Annotated in this window: 15 protein-coding genes; 13 read left to right on the top strand and 2 right to left on the bottom strand. The window is 37.9% G+C overall.

The features are described from left to right. Positions 1-5 precede the first annotated feature (5 nt). The 13 genes from rseP to AM305_RS07495 all read left to right on the top strand — a co-directional run bounded on the left by rseP (position 6) and on the right by AM305_RS07495 (position 16,086). On the top strand, positions 6-1,322 hold the full coding sequence (rseP, locus tag AM305_RS07550; protein WP_005824606.1) for an RIP metalloprotease RseP: 1,317 nt from the start codon (positions 6-8) through the stop codon (positions 1,320-1,322). 58 nt (positions 1,323-1,380) lie between these two features. After that, positions 1,381-3,768, top strand: coding sequence for an outer membrane protein assembly factor BamA (gene bamA, locus AM305_RS07545; protein ID WP_005824605.1), 2,388 nt, complete (start codon positions 1,381-1,383; stop codon positions 3,766-3,768). 77 nt (positions 3,769-3,845) lie between these two features. Then, a complete protein-coding gene (locus AM305_RS07540; protein WP_005824603.1) occupies positions 3,846-4,637 on the top strand; it encodes an OmpH/Skp family outer membrane protein in 792 nt (263 codons plus the stop codon). After that, on the top strand, positions 4,637-5,659 hold the full coding sequence (gene lpxD / locus AM305_RS07535) for a UDP-3-O-(3-hydroxymyristoyl)glucosamine N-acyltransferase (RefSeq protein WP_005824602.1): 1,023 nt from the start codon (positions 4,637-4,639) through the stop codon (positions 5,657-5,659). Before AM305_RS07540 ends, lpxD begins: the two co-directional genes overlap by 1 nt. A 35-nt stretch (positions 5,660-5,694) precedes the next feature. Further along, a complete protein-coding gene (fabZ, locus tag AM305_RS07530; RefSeq protein ID WP_005824600.1) occupies positions 5,695-6,159 on the top strand; it encodes a 3-hydroxyacyl-ACP dehydratase FabZ in 465 nt (154 codons plus the stop codon). A gap of 31 nt (positions 6,160-6,190) precedes the next feature. Next, positions 6,191-6,985 (top strand): acyl-ACP--UDP-N-acetylglucosamine O-acyltransferase, encoded by a 795-nt coding sequence (gene lpxA, locus AM305_RS07525; protein WP_005824599.1) that lies wholly within the window; start codon positions 6,191-6,193, stop codon positions 6,983-6,985. Between the two features lie 90 nt (positions 6,986-7,075). After that, the gene (locus AM305_RS12675; protein WP_005824598.1) at positions 7,076-7,705 is read left to right on the top strand and encodes a glycosyltransferase; all 630 of its coding nucleotides are present in this window, start codon (positions 7,076-7,078) and stop codon (positions 7,703-7,705) included. 50 nt (positions 7,706-7,755) lie between these two features. Beyond that, positions 7,756-8,280 carry a tetratricopeptide repeat protein gene (locus AM305_RS12670; RefSeq protein WP_005824597.1) on the top strand — a complete coding sequence of 175 codons (525 nt, stop codon included), beginning with the start codon at positions 7,756-7,758 and terminating at the stop codon, positions 8,278-8,280. Between the two features lie 6 nt (positions 8,281-8,286). Then, positions 8,287-9,483, top strand: coding sequence for a tetratricopeptide repeat-containing glycosyltransferase (locus AM305_RS07515; protein ID WP_005824596.1), 1,197 nt, complete (start codon positions 8,287-8,289; stop codon positions 9,481-9,483). 83 nt (positions 9,484-9,566) lie between these two features. After that, positions 9,567-10,665, top strand: a protein-coding gene (gene prfB, locus AM305_RS07510) for a peptide chain release factor 2 (protein ID WP_108923820.1) whose coding sequence is annotated in 2 segments (ribosomal slippage) — positions 9,567-9,641 and positions 9,643-10,665 — 1,098 coding nt in all. Because the reading frame shifts where the segments join, the coding sequence is not laid out codon by codon here. 88 nt (positions 10,666-10,753) lie between these two features. Next, positions 10,754-11,731 carry an AEC family transporter gene (locus AM305_RS07505; RefSeq protein WP_005824594.1) on the top strand — a complete coding sequence of 326 codons (978 nt, stop codon included), beginning with the start codon at positions 10,754-10,756 and terminating at the stop codon, positions 11,729-11,731. 21 nt (positions 11,732-11,752) lie between these two features. After that, complete coding sequence (dnaE, locus tag AM305_RS07500) at positions 11,753-15,226, top strand: DNA polymerase III subunit alpha (RefSeq protein WP_035294222.1); 3,474 nt, start codon at positions 11,753-11,755, stop codon at positions 15,224-15,226. A gap of 35 nt (positions 15,227-15,261) precedes the next feature. Beyond that, a complete protein-coding gene (locus tag AM305_RS07495; protein ID WP_005824592.1) occupies positions 15,262-16,086 on the top strand; it encodes an alpha/beta hydrolase in 825 nt (274 codons plus the stop codon). A 54-nt stretch (positions 16,087-16,140) separates the two neighbouring features. Here the strand turns inward: AM305_RS07495 and AM305_RS07490 are convergent, their stop codons facing one another. Both AM305_RS07490 and AM305_RS07485 read right to left on the bottom strand, forming a co-directional pair. Then, on the bottom strand, positions 16,141-16,893 hold the full coding sequence (locus AM305_RS07490; RefSeq protein WP_005824591.1) for an esterase family protein: 753 nt from the start codon (positions 16,891-16,893) through the stop codon (positions 16,141-16,143). 337 nt (positions 16,894-17,230) lie between these two features. Next, positions 17,231-18,409, bottom strand: a complete 1,179-nt coding sequence (locus AM305_RS07485; RefSeq protein ID WP_005824590.1) for an ATP-grasp domain-containing protein — start codon at positions 18,407-18,409, stop codon at positions 17,231-17,233. Between the last annotated feature and the right edge of the window lie 45 nt (positions 18,410-18,454).

Below are 18,454 nucleotides of genomic sequence, written 5' to 3'. Positions count from 1 at the left end.
CATTTATGGTGTCGATTATTGCCTTTTTTATACTGATTTGCGTTTTAGTCTTTGTACATGAATATGGGCATTTTTGGGCTGCACGTCAATGTGGGGTAAAGGTTATTCGATTCTCTATCGGATTCGGTAAGGTTTTATTCCGTAAGAAAGATAAACATGGCACAGAATTTGCATTTTCTTTAATTCCACTCGGTGGCTATGTGCAAATGTGGAATGGCGAGGACGAGATTGATGCGCCTAAAGAACAAGCATTAGCGCAGAAGTCGATACTTCAACGTGCTTTTATTATTATTTCAGGACCTTTGGCAAATTTTGTTTTTGCGCTTTTTGCGTATTGGGTTGTTTTTATCAATGGCGTGCCAACATTAAAACCTGTGATTGGCGAAGTGCTCCCAAATAGTATTGCAGCTCAAGCTCAACTTCCTTTAGATTTTGAGTTTAAACGTGTTGATGGGCAAAATGTTCAAGATTGGGAAAGTACTACGCTTGCGTTAATGGGGAAAGTGGGGAGTAAACAGGTTGAAGTTGAAGGGGAAAATGTTGATGGGCATAGTTCTCAACGATTTGTTCTAGATTTAAGTCAATGGAATATTGATGGTACTCAGGAAAGCCCTTTAACGAGCTTAGGGATTCGTCCAATAAATCGAATTGTACAGCCAGAAATTTTGCAAGTGCTTCAACAGTCAGCAGCAGAAAAAGCAGGTATTAAGGCTGGAGATGTGATCTTATCCGTAAATCAAAAGCCCTTTGACTGGCAGCATTTGATTGAATCTGTAAAAACAGGAAAAACGATTGAATTGTTGATTAAGCATGAAAATGCTCAAACAGAACGAATTTCTTTAATACCGGAAAAGAAAGATAATCGTTATGTCATTGGTATTGTGCCGAAATATGAGTCTATTCCAGAGAAGTATCGGACGGTATTAAAGTATGGTATGCTAGAGGCGTTTAGCCAAAGTCTGCATAAAGTAGGTTCACTCGTTAAGACAATTTTACAATTTATTGGAAATTTAATGACGGGAGAGTTGTCTTTAAAAAATATGGGCGGTCCTATTTCAATGGCAAAAGGCGCTGGAGCAACAGCTGAAATTGGGTGGATATATTATTTAGGATTTATGGCATTGATCAGTGTAAATCTGGGAGTCATGAATTTATTTCCGATTTTACCGTTAGATGGTGGACAACTAGTACTTTTATCTGCAGAAGCAGTAAGACGGAAACCACTTTCAGAATCGTTGCAACTACGTTTCCAACAAATAGGTATGGCTTTTGTATTGGGATTAATGGTGTTTGCGTTTATTAACGACATCATCCATTTCTAAATTTTTACAAGCGGTATATTCCGTAAATTATTTTGCAAAACATTCATAGGATAATTTCATGAAAAAATTATTGCTTTCTTCGCTTTTACTTGCAAATGGTGTTGCAGTTGCTGCGCCGTTTGTTGTGAAAGATATTCGTGTTGATGGTGTTCAACCGGAAACAGGTGCTGCGATTATTTCAGCGCTCCCAGTTAAAGTTGGACAGACTGCAACAGATTCTGATGTTGCTAATGTTGTTCGTAGCCTTTTTGTTCAAAATCGTTTCCAAGATGTGCGTGCAACACGTGAAGGGAATACGCTTGTCATTAAAGTTGCAGAGCGTCCTTTAATCAATGTTGTTGATATTGAAGGGAATAATGCAATTCCTAAAGATGCATTAGAACAAAATTTAAAAGCAAATTTAATCAATAAAGGCGAAGTTTATGATGCTCAAAAAGTGGAATCATTTAGACAAGCTTTATTAGATCATTATCATGCGATCGGACGTTATAATGCTGTTATTGATACTGTGACTACGCCTTCAGAAAATGGTGGATTAAATGTAAAATTTAACATTACAGAAGGCGATGTTGCTTATGTAAAAAGCATTACTTTTGAAGGAAATAACGCATTTAGTTCAAAAGAATTAACGAAGCAATTAGAAATTCAACCTGATGTATCTTGGTGGAATATTTTTGAAAGCAGTAAATTTGAATCTCAACCTTACTCTCAAGATTTAGAAACCTTACGTGATTATTATATGAACCGTGGTTATGCTAAATTTGCTCTCACTGGAACAGATGTGAAATTTTCTGAAGATAAGAAAGATGTTGATTTAACTTATCAAGTTTTTGAAGGCGATCAATATAAAGTGAGTGACGTGCGTATTTTAGGTAATACGGCAAATATGGATAAAGAGCTAAATGCAATTTTAAAAGATTATCATGTTGGTGATCTTTTCCGTAAAGGTGATCTTTTAAAAATTGAAGAAAGTATTAAACAAAAATTAGGTGAAAATGGTTTCGGTTCTGCAAAAGTAGATTTATATCCAAAATTTAATGAAGAAGATAAAACCGTTCAAATCAATTTTGTTGTAGATGCAGGACAGCGTATTTATGTTCGTAAAATTCGTTTTGAAGGCAATGATGTGACAGCGGATTCTACACTACGCAGAGAAATGCGTCAGCAAGAAGGCGCATGGTTATCTACCACAGCTACGGCACTAGGTAAATCTCGTTTAGAACGTACAGGTTTCTATGAAACTGTAGAAATGAACATGATGGATGTACCGAACACAAATGACCAAGTTGATGTTGTGTATAAAATTAAGGAGCGTAATACCGGTAGTATTAACTTCGGTATCGGTTATGGTACAGAGAGTGGTATTAGCTATCAAGCCGGTATTAAACAAGATAACTTCTTGGGTATGGGCTCAACCATTAGTTTAAATGGTACCCGTAATGACTATGGGACGAGTGTAAACCTAGGCTATACTGAACCATACTTTACTAAAGATGGTGTAAGTTTAGGTGGAAATATCTTCTATGAAGATTATGATAACTCAGATAGTGATACTGCATCAGCTTATAAACGCCGTAGCTATGGGGTAAATGGTACCTTAGGGTTCCCAGTTGATGAAAACAACTCTTACTATTTAGGATTAGGTTATACACACGATACATTAAAAGGTGTTCAACGTGAATTTACGCGTGAGAAATATGTAAATTCAATGAACTTTAAAGTTAATGATCAAGACCCTAATTATTATGCCAAAATGAAGGCGGATGATTTCGATTTCTCATTTGGTTGGAACTATAATAGTTTAAATCGTGGTTATTTCCCAACAGAAGGTACCACAGCAAATATTGGTGGTAAGATTACCATTCCAGGTTCGGATAATAAATATTATCGCTTGAACGCTGATTTTAGAAATTATTACCCACTGAATAGAGAGCATAAATGGGTTATTTCAAGCCGTGCCGGTGTAGCTTATGCGAATGGCTTTGGTGGTAAAGAAGTCCCGTTCTATCAATTGTATAGCGCTGGTGGTATTGGTACCCTACGTGGGTTTGAATATGGTGCTGTAGGTCCTAAAGCTATTTATTATTCTGCTGCAAATAATGGCTTCACAAGTGCAAGTGAAGATGTTGTTGGTGGTAATGCAATGACTTATGCAAGTTTAGAATTGATTACGCCAACGCCATTTGTAAGCGATAAATATCAACATAATGTGAGAACATCACTATTTGTTGATGCTGCAAGTGTGTGGAATACAAAATGGAAACACTCAAACTATCCAACATTGCCAGATTACAGCGACTATAAACGAGTGCGTGCTTCTGCTGGTATTGCATTCCAATGGATGTCTCCAATTGGACCATTAGCATTCTCTTATGCTAAACCGATTAAGAAATATGCAGGCGATGAGATTGAGCAATTCCAATTTAACATTGGTAGCTCATTCTAAGGCTTTTAAACTAAGCGGTTGATTTTTCAATTTTTTTAGTAAAATTAACCGCTTGTAACTATTTTTAAGGATAAAACATGAAAAATTTATTTAAAGCAACGTTATTAACAACAGCATTAGCAACATCATTAGTGGCAAACGCAGCGGATACTATTGGTTTTGTTGATCCGAATTATGTCATGCAAAATCATCCCGTATTACTAGATGCAACGGCTAAATTTGAAAAATTCATGAAAGATAGCCAAAATAAATTTGCAGATGAAGATAAAAAATTAGCATCTGAAAATAAACGTTTAACAGAAGAACGTAGCAAAATTAATGCAGATGCTCAAAATTTACAAAAAGAGCAAGCAACAGTAGAAGCTTCTATTAAGAAAAAAGTGGCTCAGTTAGAAAAAGATGCGCCTCGTTTACGTTCAAAAGAGATTCAAGCTCGTCAAGAAAAAATTGCTGCAGAAGCAAAAGCATTTGAAGGTAAAGTAGCTGCAATTCAAAAACGTGAAGCTGATTTCGCGAAAAAAGCTCAAGATTTCCAAAAACGAGCTGATGCATTCCAGAAAAAAATTGAAGCAGCAAATAAGGAAATGGGGGGCGTAAATCCACAAGAAGCGCAAAAACAAGCAGTGGAAGAAGTCAATGCGACCATTAAAGAAGTGGCTAAATCAAAAGGCTATACCTTAATTCTTCAACCACAAGTTGCACTTTATGCGGAAGATGAAGGTAAAGATATTACTGAGGCGGTGTTAAATGCAATTAAAGCAAAACATCCAGAAATTAAATTACCAGAACCTAAAGCTGAGCAACCAAAAGTAGAAGATGTGAAATCTGAAGCTGCATCAGAGGCTAAACCAGAAGAAGCGAAAAAATAATGGCAACTTTCCGTTTAGGTGATTTAGCGGAGCATATCGGTGGCACTTTACGGGGTGACACCGATTTGGCTATTCAAAGCATTGCCGCATTAGATAAAGCAAATGCTTCGCAAATTACATTTATTTCAAATGCAAAATACCGTGAAAATTTAACCGCTTGTCAAGCTGGTGCAATTATTGTGAGCCAAGATGATGTGGTTTTTTGTCGTGAAGACCAAAATTTGGTAATTGTGGCGAATCCGTATGTTGCTTATGCTTTACTGGCTCAATATATGGATAGCACGCCTAAAGCAGCTTATCAAATTCATCCTTCGGCAGTGATTTCTCCTGATGCGATTTTAGCGGAAAATGTGTCAGTAGGTGCGAATGCAGTAATCGAAGCCGGTGTAAAGTTAGCAGAAGGCGTAACGGTTGGTGCTGGCTGTTTTATTGGGCAAAATAGTGAGATTGGGGCTCGTACTCAATTATGGGCAAATGTTTCTGTTTACCACAATGTTAAAATTGGCGCAGATTGCTTAATTCAATCTTCTGCAGTGATTGGCTCGGACGGTTTTGGCTATGCTAATGATAAAGGACAGTGGATTAAAATTCCTCAAACAGGTGGCGTTATTATTGGCAATCGTGTTGAAATTGGCGCTTGTACTTGTATTGATCGTGGCGCATTAGATCCAACCGTGATTGAAGATAATGTCATTATTGATAATCTTTGCCAAATTGCGCATAACGTTCATATTGGCTATGGTACAGCAGTTGCCGGTGGCGTAATTATGGCAGGTAGCTTAAAAGTAGGGCGTTTTTGTCAAATTGGTGGTGCGAGCGTACTTAATGGTCATATGGAAATCTGTGATGGTGCGATTATTACCGGTATGAGTATGGTTATGAAACCTATCACCGAGAAAGGCATTTATTCATCGGGAATTCCGGCGCAAACCAATAAAGAATGGCGTAAAACAGCAGCCCTAACCATGAATATTGATAAAATCAATGAGCGTTTAAAAGCTGTTGAAAAGAAATTAGCATAAGTTATTAAGAATATTTTATTGAGGTCTGAACGATAATGACAATTGAAATTCAAGAAAATAGAGAACCTAAAGTAATTGAAGTAACTGAAATTATGGGAATGCTCCCACATCGTTATCCGTTTTTATTAGTGGATCGTGTAACGGACTATGAAGAAGGAAAATGGTTAAGAGCGGTCAAAAATATTACGGTCAATGAACCTTGCTTTACCGGTCATTTCCCTGAAAAACCGATTTTCCCGGGCGTATTAATTTTAGAAGCCATGGCACAAGCAACAGGCGTATTAGCCGTTGCAACTTATGGTAAAATGAAAGAAGGTGAGCTTTATTATTTTGCGGCAATTGATAATGCTCGTTTTAAACGTCCGGTTGTACCAGGCGATCAGCTTGTTTTAGAAGTTGAATTTATTAAAGAGATGCGTGGCATTACGAAATTTACCGGTAAAGCTTATGTTGATGGTAAGCTTGCTTGTGAAGCCGATTTAATGTGTGCAAGAAAATAACTTTATACCCAAATAAAGAGGGGATTTCATTATGCGTTTAATTGATTCAACCGCAAAAATTAGCCCGTTAGCTGTTATTGAAGATGGTGCTCAAATTGGTGCTCATGTTGAAGTAGGACCATTTTCTGTTATTGGCAAAGATGTCAAAATTGGAGCAAGAACCAAAATTCATTCACATGTTGTGATTAACGGTGTGACAGAAATTGGGGAAGATAACCAAATTTTCCAATTTGTGAGTATTGGTGAAATCAATCAGGATTTAAAATATCAGGGTGAGCCAACAAAAACAATCATCGGACATCGTAACCGAATTCGTGAAAGCGTGACCATTCATCGTGGTACAGTCCAAGGTGGTGGTGTAACGAAGATTGGTAATGACAACCTGTTTATGATCAATTCACATATTGCTCATGACTGCTGTATTGGTAACCGTTGTATTATTGCTAATAATGGGACATTAGCTGGTCACGTCACATTAGATGATTTTGTGATTGTTGGTGGTATGTCAGCCATTCATCAATTTGCAGTTATTGGCTCACACGTTATGCTTGGTGGCGGTTCAATGGTTAGCCAAGATGTTCCACCTTACGTTATGGCACAAGGTAACCACGCCCGTCCATTTGGTATTAACTTTGAAGGTTTAAAACGCCGTGGTTTTGATAAACCTGCAATGCATGCGATTCGAGCAGCGTACAAATTAATTTACTCAAGTGGTAAAACAGTAGAAGAAATTCAGCCTGAGTTAGAAGAAATGGCTCATAAAGAGCCTGCTGTTGCAGTCTTTTTAGATTTCTTTAAACGTTCAACGCGTGGAATTATTCGCTAGTAAGTGAATTGATTTATTAGGTAATAATGGTAAAAAGGAGACTTTTTGCCATTATTACATTTTAATCAAGAATAAAAATAGGAAATGGATTTGAAAAATGCAAAAACACTTTGCTTAGTCATGATAGTTCGTAATGAAGAGAAAGTGATTGAGCGCTGTTTAAATCGCGTTAAAGATCATATTGATTACTGGGTAATCGTAGATACAGGTTCTGATGATAAAACACCTGATTTAATCCAAAAAACGTTATCTGATATACCTGGAGAATTACACCATAGGCCATGGGTTAATTTTGGGGTTAATCGCTCAGAAAGTTTGCGTTTCGCAAAAGGAAAAGCAGATTATCTATTGCTTTGTGATGCAGATGAGCAAATCATTTTTTCGGATAAATTTGATTCTAGTGAGCTTACGGAAGAGGCTTATTCTATAGGTCATGTTGGCGAAGAAACTTACTTTGTTCCTTATTTATTACGTGGAGATGTAAATTGGGGATATGTAGGTGTTACTCACGAGTTTTTAGCGAGCGATCACATTTTTTCAAAGAAAAAGCTTCATACGCTTTCCATTCTAGATTTGCAGGATGGTGGATTTAAACATGATAAATTTGAGAGAGATATCAAATTATTAGAGCAAGGTTTAATTGATGAGCCGAATAATAGTCGTTATAAGTACTACTTAGCTAATTCTTATTATAATGTAAAGAATTACGAAAGGCGATAGAGTGGTATAAGAAACGAATAGAAGATGGTGGCTGGGTTGAAGAAGTTACAATGGCCTATGAAAACCTTGGTATTTGTTACGATGAACTAGGAAAAAAAGAAGAAGCTTTACATTATTGGCTTGAGGCTTATGATTATAATCCTAATAGATTAGAGTCTCTATATTGTGCAGTTAGATTACTTAGATTAAATGGAAAGCAAAGATTAGGCTATCAGCTGGGAAAAATTGCAAAAGAGATCCCTTATCCATCAGAAGATATTTTACGTGTAAGGCCTCAATTATATACTTATTGGATTTACTATGAGCTTTCTATTCTAGCGTATTATGGTAATGACTCTAAGTTAGGGTATGATTGTTGTAAACATGTCTTATTAGAAGATCCCAATAATGATGCAATTGTTGATACAACAATTAAAAATTTACATTTTTATAAAGAACAAGCCAAACAAGACAAAGACTATAATGTTAATTTAATTATTAAGGTTATTTCTGAATATATTAGACGTTATCCGAATTGTGATAAAGGACATCAAAAAATATTAGAATATTTAACCAGATTGGTAAACAAGAGATAATAGAATATGAAAGAAAATAAAACGATTTGTTTGGTCATGATTGTTCGGAATGAATCTAAGGTTATTGAGCGTTGTTTAAACTGTGTTAAAGATCATATTGATTACTGGGTAATTGTAGATACAGGTTCTGATGATAATACGCCTGAATTAATTCAAAATATACTTAAAGATATTCCAGGTGAATTGCATCATCGTCCTTGGGTCAATTTCGGTGTGAATCGAACAGAAAGTTTACAATTAGCAAAAGGAAAAGCTGATTATTTATTACTTTGTGATGCTGATGAGCAAATCATTTTTTCAGAACAATTTGATTCTAGTCAGCTTACTAAAGAGTCCTATTTAGTCCAATATAATGGTGGGAATACATATTCGGTTCCTTATTTGATTAGCGGAAAAATAAATTGGAAATATGTAGGTGTAACTCACGAATATTTAGATAGTGATGAAGATTACGAAAGAGAAAAGATTACAACGATTTCTATTTTAGATTTAAAAGATGGCGGATTCAAGCAAGAGAAATATGATAGAGATATTAAATTATTAGAGCAAGGCTTAATTGATGAACCTAACAATAGCCGTTATAAATTCTATCTAGCTAATTCATATCGAGATATTGAAAATTATGAAAAAGCAATAGAATGGTATAAAAAGCGAATAGAAGATGGTGGTTGGATTGAAGAAGTAACAGTCTCTTATGAAAATTTAGGTGGTTGTTATGATCTATTAGGCGATACGCAAAAGGCGTTATATTATTGGTTAGAAGGTTATGATTATAATCCTAAACGTATGGAATGTTTATTTAATGCCATTCGTTTATATCGTAAACAGAAAAAACATCGTTTAGCTTATCAGCTTTGCCTGATTGCATTAAATATTTCTTATCCAGAAAAAGATATTTTATTTATTAAATCTTCTGTATATAACTATTTAATTTATTATGAACTATCATTATGTGCCTATTATGTTCAAGATTTAAAATCAGGATATGAAAGTTCTAAACATGTTTTATTACAAGAACCTTATAATGATTCGATTATGAAAACGGTAATAAATAATTTATATTTTTATAAGGAAGAAGCTAAAAATGATAAATTATATAATGTTAAAGAGCTTATAAAAGTAATTTCTGAATTTATCAACAGAAATGCTGATCATGAAGTAAGTCATATACAAACTTTAGATTATTTAAAATCTTTAGTCTAAAAGAAAATTTGATATCTGTTAGATCTATGTCGAGCAGATATCATTGTTTTACAGGCAATAGAATTTTGTTAAAGGAAAGAATGATGTTTGAATTAAATCCAATTAAAACCCAATTATCAGATCTCGCTGAACGTACAAATACCCTTAGGGGGTATCTTTGACTTTGATCTTAAAGTAGAGCGTTTAGAAGAAGTTAATGCAGAATTAGAGCAACCAGAAATCTGGAATACGCCAGAAAAAGCACAGGCTTTAGGTAAAGAGAGAGCATCGCTTGAGATGGTTGTTAATACGATCAAAGCGTTAGATCAGGGCATTGAGGATGTTGAAGGGTTGATTGAACTTGCCGTTGAAGCAGAAGATATTGACACTTTCAATGAAGCACAAGCGGAAGCAGATCAATTAGAAGAAAAACTTGCTAAGCTTGAGTTTCAAAGAATGTTTAGTGGTCAGCACGATGCGGCGGATTGCTATGTTGATTTACAAGCAGGTTCCGGTGGTACTGAAGCGCAAGATTGGACAGAAATGCTTCTACGTATGTATTTACGCTGGGCAGAGAGCAAAGGCTTTAAAACGGAGTTAATTGAGGTTTCAGATGGCGATGTTGCAGGTCTAAAATCAGCAACTATTCGTGTGTCCGGTGAGTATGCTTTTGGCTGGTTGCGTACAGAAACAGGCATTCATCGTTTAGTGCGTAAAAGCCCGTTTGACTCGAATAACCGCCGTCATACCTCATTTGCAGCAGCCTTTGTTTATCCGGAGGTTGATGAAGATATCAATATTGAAGTCAATCCGGCAGATTTACGTATCGATGTATATCGAGCATCCGGCGCAGGTGGTCAGCACGTGAATAAAACAGAATCAGCGGTGCGTATCACTCATATTCCATCGGGTATTGTCGTGCAATGCCAAAATGGTCGCTCACAACATCAAAATAAAGATCAAGCGATGAAACAGCTTAAAGCAAAACTTTATGAGATGGAAATGATGAAGCAAAACGCAGAAAAACAAGCAATGGAAGAAAGTAAATCAGATATTGGTTGGGGAAGCCAAATCCGTTCTTATGTGCTTGACGATTCACGTATTAAAGATTTGCGTACCGGTGTTGAAAATCGTAATACACAAGCGGTTTTAGACGGCGATTTGGATAAGTTTATTGAAGCCAGTTTAAAAGCAGGTCTATAATTGGTAAACTTTCAAGTAAATTTGACCGCTTGTATTTGGTGTAGTAAAAAAGTGGGGAAGCCCACTTTTTTCATTCTGTGAGGTTACTATGTTTCTTGATTCCCTACAATTTAGTATCAGCACAACGTTACCTATTATTCTGTTAATGGTTGCCGGTGTTTTCTTACGCCGTAAGAAATGGATTGATGAGACCTTCTGCCAAACAGCTTCGAAGTTAGTATTTAATTTCACACTTCCGATTATGTTGTTTCTTAATATGCAAAAGGGCGAGTTAGATTATCAGGCGCATCTTTCCTTAGTCCTAACGGGAATTATGGGGACGCTCATTACCTACTTTCTAGCAGAATATTGGGCGAGCAAACATATTAAAGAGCGAACCTTTCGAGCCGTTTTTGTACAAGGGACGTTTCGCAGCAACGTAGGGATTTTAGGGCTTGCCTTGGTGGTTAATGCTTATGGTAATAAAGCGGTTGCAGGAACATCTGTATATGTAGCATGCCTAATTATTTTATTTAATATCTTAGCGGTGATTACTTTAACGAAATCTTTTACACAAGGTAAATTGTCTCTCCGTACATTGCTGTTTAGTATTCTGAAAAATCAGTTGATTTTAGCTGTTATCGCCGGGCTTGTCGTTAATTATTACCAAATTACATTGCCAGCGCCTTTGCTGAAAACGGGACAAACAATAGCAGCTATGACTTTGCCTCTGGCGCTGATTTGTACAGGAGCAAGTATTGATTTTAAGGCATTGAAGCAATTTAAACGTCAGCAGAATGAAGATAACCGTAACTATTTAGTACTGCTTTCTTCTATGGTTAGGCTGATTATTGCGCCGATCATCCTTTTTTCACTAGGTAAGTGGGTATTCCAACTTAACGCAATGGAATTGGGCATTATCTTTTTGACTGCTTCATCGCCTGTGGCAGCTGCAACTTATGCAATGGTACGCCATTATGGTGGTGATGCAACATCAACAGCAAATTTGATCGGCATTACGACTGTTGGTTCAATGTTTAGCTCAACGATTGGTTTGTTATTACTTAGACAGCTTGGCTGGATCTAATTATTATCTTTTAAGGTTTTTATGTCTCCTCGTTTTGTTCATCTTAAAGTTCACAGTGATTTCTCTATGATTAATGGTTTAGCGAAGGTTAAATCATTAGTCAAAACTGCTGTTGCTGATAATATGGTCGCGATGGCTTTAACGGATTTCACTAACTTTTGTGGATTAGTTAAATTTTATGGCGAGTCGCTTTCTTCTGGTCTAAAACCCATTATTGGCGCGGATATTCTCGTACGTCCAGAGCCTGAGAGTGAAGAGGTTTATGAACTCACGTTATTAGCGAAGAATAATCAAGGCTATCATAATATTACGCTATTACTTTCAATGGCTTATCAACAAGGTTATGTTGATTTACCACTTGTTGAAAAAGCATGGCTGGCAGAATATAACGAAGGCATTATTGTCCTTTCCGGGGGGCGTTCCGGCGATGTGGGCAAGGCTTTATTAAAAGAAAACGTAAAAGAAGCCGAAAATCTGACCGCTTTCTATCAACAATATTTCCCTAATCACTTCTATTTTTCGATTTGTCGAACTGGTCGAGCCGATGAAGAACGCTATATTTCTGCGGTGGTGCCTTTTGCCAATCAAAAAGGCATTCCTATTGTAGCGGTCAATGATGTAGTGTTCTTAAAAGAAGATGACTTTGAGGCTCACGAGATCCGTGTTGCTATTCACGACAGCTATACATTGGACGATCCTAAACGCCTCAAAAAATATTCTCCACAGCAATATTTCCGCTCAGAAGAGGAAATGTGTCGTTTATTCGCTGATTTACCGAGTGCATTGGAAAACACCATAGAAATTGCAAAACGTTGTTCGGTTACGGTACGTTTGGGTGAGTATTTCTTACCGAATTTCCCAACAGGTGATTTAACAACAGAAGCGTTTTTGATCAAAAAATCAGAAGAAGGGTTGGAAGAACGTTTAGCCTTTCTCTTTCCCGATCCTGAAGAGAGAGCAAGTAAGCGTGAAGTTTACGATAAACGATTGAAGGTTGAACTCGATGTGATTAACCAAATGGGCTTCCCCGGTTATTTCTTGATCGTGATGGAATTCATTCAATGGTCAAAAGATAATGGCATTCCTGTTGGACCAGGGCGAGGATCCGGTGCGGGTTCATTAGTTGCTTATGCGTTAAAAATTACCGATTTAGACCCGCTTGAATTTGATCTACTTTTCGAACGTTTTCTTAACCCAGAACGTGTTTCAATGCCAGACTTCGATGTCGATTTCTGTATGGATGGTCGAGATCGGGTAATTGATCACGTGGCTGAAACCTATGGGCGTGATGCAGTATCGCAAATTATTACGTTTGGTACGATGGCAGCAAAAGCGGTTATTCGAGATGTTGGGCGTGTATTAGGACACCCTTACAGCTTTGTTGATCGCATCTCCAAATTAATTCCGCCAGATCCGGGAATGACGTTAGAAAAAGCCTTTGCTGCCGAGCCCAAATTGACTGAGCTTTATGATAGCGATGAAGAAGTAAAAGCGCTTATTGATATGGCTCGTAAGTTAGAAGGTGTTACCCGAAATGCCGGTAAACATGCGGGTGGCGTGGTAATTGCGCCGACTAAAATTACCGACTTCTCGCCACTATATTGCGACTCAGAGGGGCTACATCCGGTTACCCATTTTGATAAAAATGATGTGGAATATGCTGGACTCGTGAAGTTTGACTTCCTAGGTTTGCGGACTTTAACCATCATTAAATGGGCGTTGGAAATGATTAATGCTCGCTTAACTGCGGAAGGGAAAGAGCCAGTTCGCATTGAGAGCATTCCATTAAATGATAAAAAATCCTTTGATTTATTATTAGCAGCCAAAACGACAGCGGTATTCCAGCTAGAGTCTCGAGGCATGAAAGATCTGATTTCTCGCCTTAAACCAGACTGCTTTGAAGATATTATTGCTTTGGTGGCGCTCTTTCGCCCGGGGCCATTGGAGTCTGGCATGGTGCAGAACTTTATTGACCGTAAACACGGCAAAGAAGAAGTTTCTTATCCGGATGCGCAATATCAACACGAGTGCTTAAAACCGATTTTAGAACCAACCTATGGCGTAATTGTTTATCAAGAACAGGTTATGCAGATTGCTCAGGAGTTGGCGGGCTATACCTTAGGTGGTGCGGATTTACTTCGCCGTGCGATGGGTAAGAAGAAGCCGGAAGAAATGGCTGCACAACGAGAAATCTTTGAAAAAGGTGCGATCGATAAAAATATTGATGGCGATCTTGCGATGAAAATTTTTGACTTGGTAGAGAAATTTGCTGGCTATGGATTTAATAAATCGCACTCAGCTGCCTATGCGCTCGTTTCTTACCAAACTTTATGGCTAAAAGCGCATTATCCGGCGGAATTTATGGCGGCGGTAATGTCTTCGGAGATGGATAACACGGATAAGATCGTTGGTTTATATGATGAATGTATCAATATGGGGCTTACCGTCGTTCCACCTGATATTAACAGCGGTAAACACCATTTTTCCGTGAATGAAAAAGGCGAAATTGTTTATGGATTGGGGGCAATTAAAGGGGTTGGCGAAGGTCCTATTGATGCAATTTTAGAAGCTCGTCAAAAAGAGGGGATTTTCAAAGATCTTTTCGATTTAACGGCCCGTGTCGATCTGAAAAAAATTAACCGCAGAACTTTTGATGCACTTATTATGTCCGGTAGTTTAGACAAATTAGGGCCACATCGTGCAGCGTTAATGAAAAATTTAGAAGATGCTCTAAAAGCCTCAGATCAACATACAAAAATGGAAGCTTTGGGGCAGAGTGATATGTTTGGTGTTTTAACGGAAACACCGGAAGAGGTGCAAAATGCCTATGCCAATACGCCAAAATGGTCTGAGCAAGTGGTTTTAGATGGCGAACGGGCAACTTTAGGTTTATATTTAAGCGGGCATCCAATCGGACGTTTTCTGAAGGAGTTAGCTCATTATGCGCCGGTTCGTTTAAATGAATTGCAACCGACATATCGAGGACAAATGGTTACGGTTGCCGGCATTGTAATGAGCTATCGTGTTGCAGTAACCAAACGAGGAAGTCGGATTGGTATTGCAACGATTGAAGATCGCTCAGGCAAGTTGGATATTACTCTATTTTCAGAAGCGCTTGAAATGTATGGCGATTTATTCATCAAAGATAGTATTATTATTGCGACAGGCTCCGTTCAATTTGACGATTTCAGCGGTGGCTTGAAAATGTCAGCTCGTGAAATTGCAACACTCGATGAAGCTCGTGTAAGAAATGCTAAAAGCCTTGCATTAGCAATTCATCAAGAGCAATTAAATGCAAAATTTATCAAAGAATTAACCGCTTGTATCGAGCCTTATAAAGCCGGTGTTCTGCCATTGCATTTTTATTATCAAAGCGAACAGGGACGTGTACTACTGAAAAGTGGTGTAGAGTGGCGTGTGACGCCGAAAGAAGAAATGCTTACAGAGCTTAAAAATTTACTAGGTGAAAGTTCAGTAGAACTCGAATTTGAATAATGCAAACAACATTGAATTGATATTGGGAAGTAAAAATGGATCCATTACAGTATTATTTTCTTGAAATGCGAGAACACTATTTAGATGTTCCTTACCTTAATCAGCCTCGCCGAGTTCGTGTGCTGTTACCTAAAGGGTATAGAGAAGAGGCTGGGCATTATCCCGTGTTATATATGCACGATGGGCAGAATGTTTTTTACAGCAAAGAATCTTACTCGGGCTATTCTTGGAAAGTGATTCCAACGATTAAACATCATAAAGAATTCCCTAAAATCATTATTGTTGGGATTGATAATGCCGGCGAACATCGTTTGGATGAATATGGACCTTGGCGAACGGATACAGGTTCAACTCCTGAAACACAAAATGCAGGTGGTTATGGTATGGACTATGGTCGCTGGGTTGTTGAAACCGTAAAGCCTTTTATTGACCAACATTATCGAACAAAATGCGATCGTGAACATACTTTACTTGCAGGGAGTTCGATGGGTGGGATTATTACCGCTTATATGGGCGCAGAATATCCCGAGGTCTTTGGTCATTTAGGTGTCTTTTCTTTAGCTTCATGGTTCAGCGAATCCGCTTTTATGGCGTTTATTCATTCGCATCCGTTAAATCAAGCAAGTAAAGTTTTTATCCAAGTGGGCACGAAAGAGGGCGATGATGTTGATTCATTATTTATCTCAAATATGAATCAGGCTTATATTGATTGTACTCTCAACTATTACCAAGCTTTACTCCGAACCGGGCATCCATTAGATAATATTCGTTTACGATTGATGGCAAATGAAATTCATCATGAAATGCATTGGGCAGATCATTTTGTTGAATTTTTGCAGTTTTCACTGATGAATCAATAGTATTTCGATACGATATTTCTGAATAAAAAACACACCTTACGGTGTGTTTTTTGCTTAAATAATCCCTTGTTCTTCTAATTTACCTAAGAAATAAGGCATTTGAACTCGCCACCAAGGCCAATCGTGATCGACATCATGTCCCCAATAATCAAACCAAGCCGGAATGCCTTTTTCTCTAAACGCTTCTTCTAAACGTTTGGTACTCACAACGTGTTGCTCTTCCCAAGCGCCTTGACCAACGGCAACAATATAGTGATTACTGTAATAGTGATCTAAGAACCAGCTATCGTGTTGATTCCAAAGGTAGTCAATTGGTGAGTTAAAATAAACCGCTTCATCACCGTAGTATTCATTAGTAAAGAAACGAGCATCATAAACGCCACTTAACGCAATTGCCGTATCAAACAGATCAGGATGGCGTAGTGCAAAGTTAATCGTATGATATGCGCCCATACTGCAACCCGTTGCGATCATTGCGCCGCCCCAATGAGATTCATGGCGGATTAATGGCACTAATTCATTCACAATATAGCGGTCGTAAGCGTTATGCGCTTGTGCCATATCATGTCCCGATTTCCATTCAGCCAGCCAAGATTCGCTGTCGAAAGAGTCTGGGGTATAGAATTTAATTAAGCCACGATCGATAAAAGAACGGCAGGCTTCGATCATACCAAAATTGCCGTATTCGTTTTGGTTTCCGCCTGATGAAGGGAACACAATAACAGGTTTGCCTGCGTGTCCATAGACGTTGAAATGCATTTCACGTCCTAATTCGCCACTCCAGTGGCTACGTCTTTCAAAGTGCATTTTTATCCTCTTACAATTAAAAATCCCTTCTTTTTGATTATTGTTCCGTAGGAACGCCACGCCTGGCGTCCGTAAAAGCTGTCAGGATTCAGGAAATCTTTGATGTTATGTCGTATTTCCCAAAAGACTTAATTTAGGTAGGGGCGGGGTTTATCCCCGCCCGAATATTAATAATTGTTTACGGGCGGGGATAAACCCCGCCCCTACAGAAATTTTATTAAAATTAGCTTTTGTGCGAGTATTCCATAATACTAAAATTTTGCTAATTCAAACCATTTAAAATGGACGCCAAGCGTGGCGTCCCTACAATAATTTTTAAAAGGGGAAGCTATTTAAATTACTGCTTCTCTTGAGCAAAACGAACGATTTCGTGCATTTGCTCCATTGTTTCTGTACGAGCCAGAATACCGTGTTCGCCCATAATTTTAGCAAACACACCTGGAACCGTTTGCACGCTGATGATGTTGCCTGCATATTTTTGACATACTTCATCAATGCTGTGTTTGTAGTTTTTGTTTGCCTTGCGAGAAATATAAACCACATTCCAAGGGTGCGTAATGTTTGAGTAGAATTTATTTTCTTTCACGATATTGGCATATTCTTTGAACACATCAAAATCGTTTGCATAGTTCCACATATCAATGGTTAAACCACCTGGTGGACGACAGTTGATTTCAAGTGGCATTAATTCGCCGGTTTTTTTCACACGGAAATACTCAAAGTGGAAGAAACGTTCACGCACTTTAAAGGCTTCTACACATTTTTCGCCCAATTTAACTAAATCTTGTTTGATTTCACGTGGCACGTAGTAGAACATATCGTTGTCTTTTTCAACGGTATCTAATACCACTTCAGAATACTCAAGGCTTGAGTAGAACACGATATTGCCGTCTTTATCGGTTAGGCCGTCAAAAGTCACGATATCGCCTTCGATGAACTCTTCCATAATGTATTCAACATGCACATTTTTATAACCAAAGAAAGCTTCTAATTCATCCTCACTTTTAATTTTGTAAGTATCGCTCGCACCAACACCTGAGTTTGGTTTGATGATCACAGGGAATTTTAGCTCTTTAGCCAGTTTACGTGCATCTGCATCATCTTTAAACACACGACCTTTCGCTACTTTTAAGCCAGCTTTGCGGAACACCTCTTTCATTTGCGCTTTGGTTTTGATTGCCAACATATCTTCGGTTTTATAGCCCGATACATTGAAATCGGTACGCAATTTTGCGTCTAATTCAAGCCAGTATTCGTTATGTGACTCCACACGGTCAATGCGACCATATTTATGCGCAAAATAACCGACTGCACGGTAAACTTGTTCATAGTCTTCCATATTATCCACACGATAATATTCGGTTAGCGAGTTGCGTAAGCCTTCGCTTAATTGCTCGTAAGGTGTGTCTGCAATCCCCAAAGTATTAAAACCACTTTCACGCAATCTTACCGCAAAGGTCTCGAAATTGGTTGGAAAGTGTGGGGAAATCATCACAAAGTTCATTGGTCTTTGCATAATACTTCCTATATTAACTGATTAAAATTATTTAGATGGGAATCA

It is taken from the genome of Actinobacillus minor NM305 (assembly GCF_000175195.1).
GTDB lineage: Bacteria > Pseudomonadota > Gammaproteobacteria > Enterobacterales > Pasteurellaceae > Haemophilus_A > Haemophilus_A minor.
The sequence above is the reverse complement of the archived record's forward strand: the minus strand, read 5'-3'. Positions and strand labels throughout refer to the sequence as shown.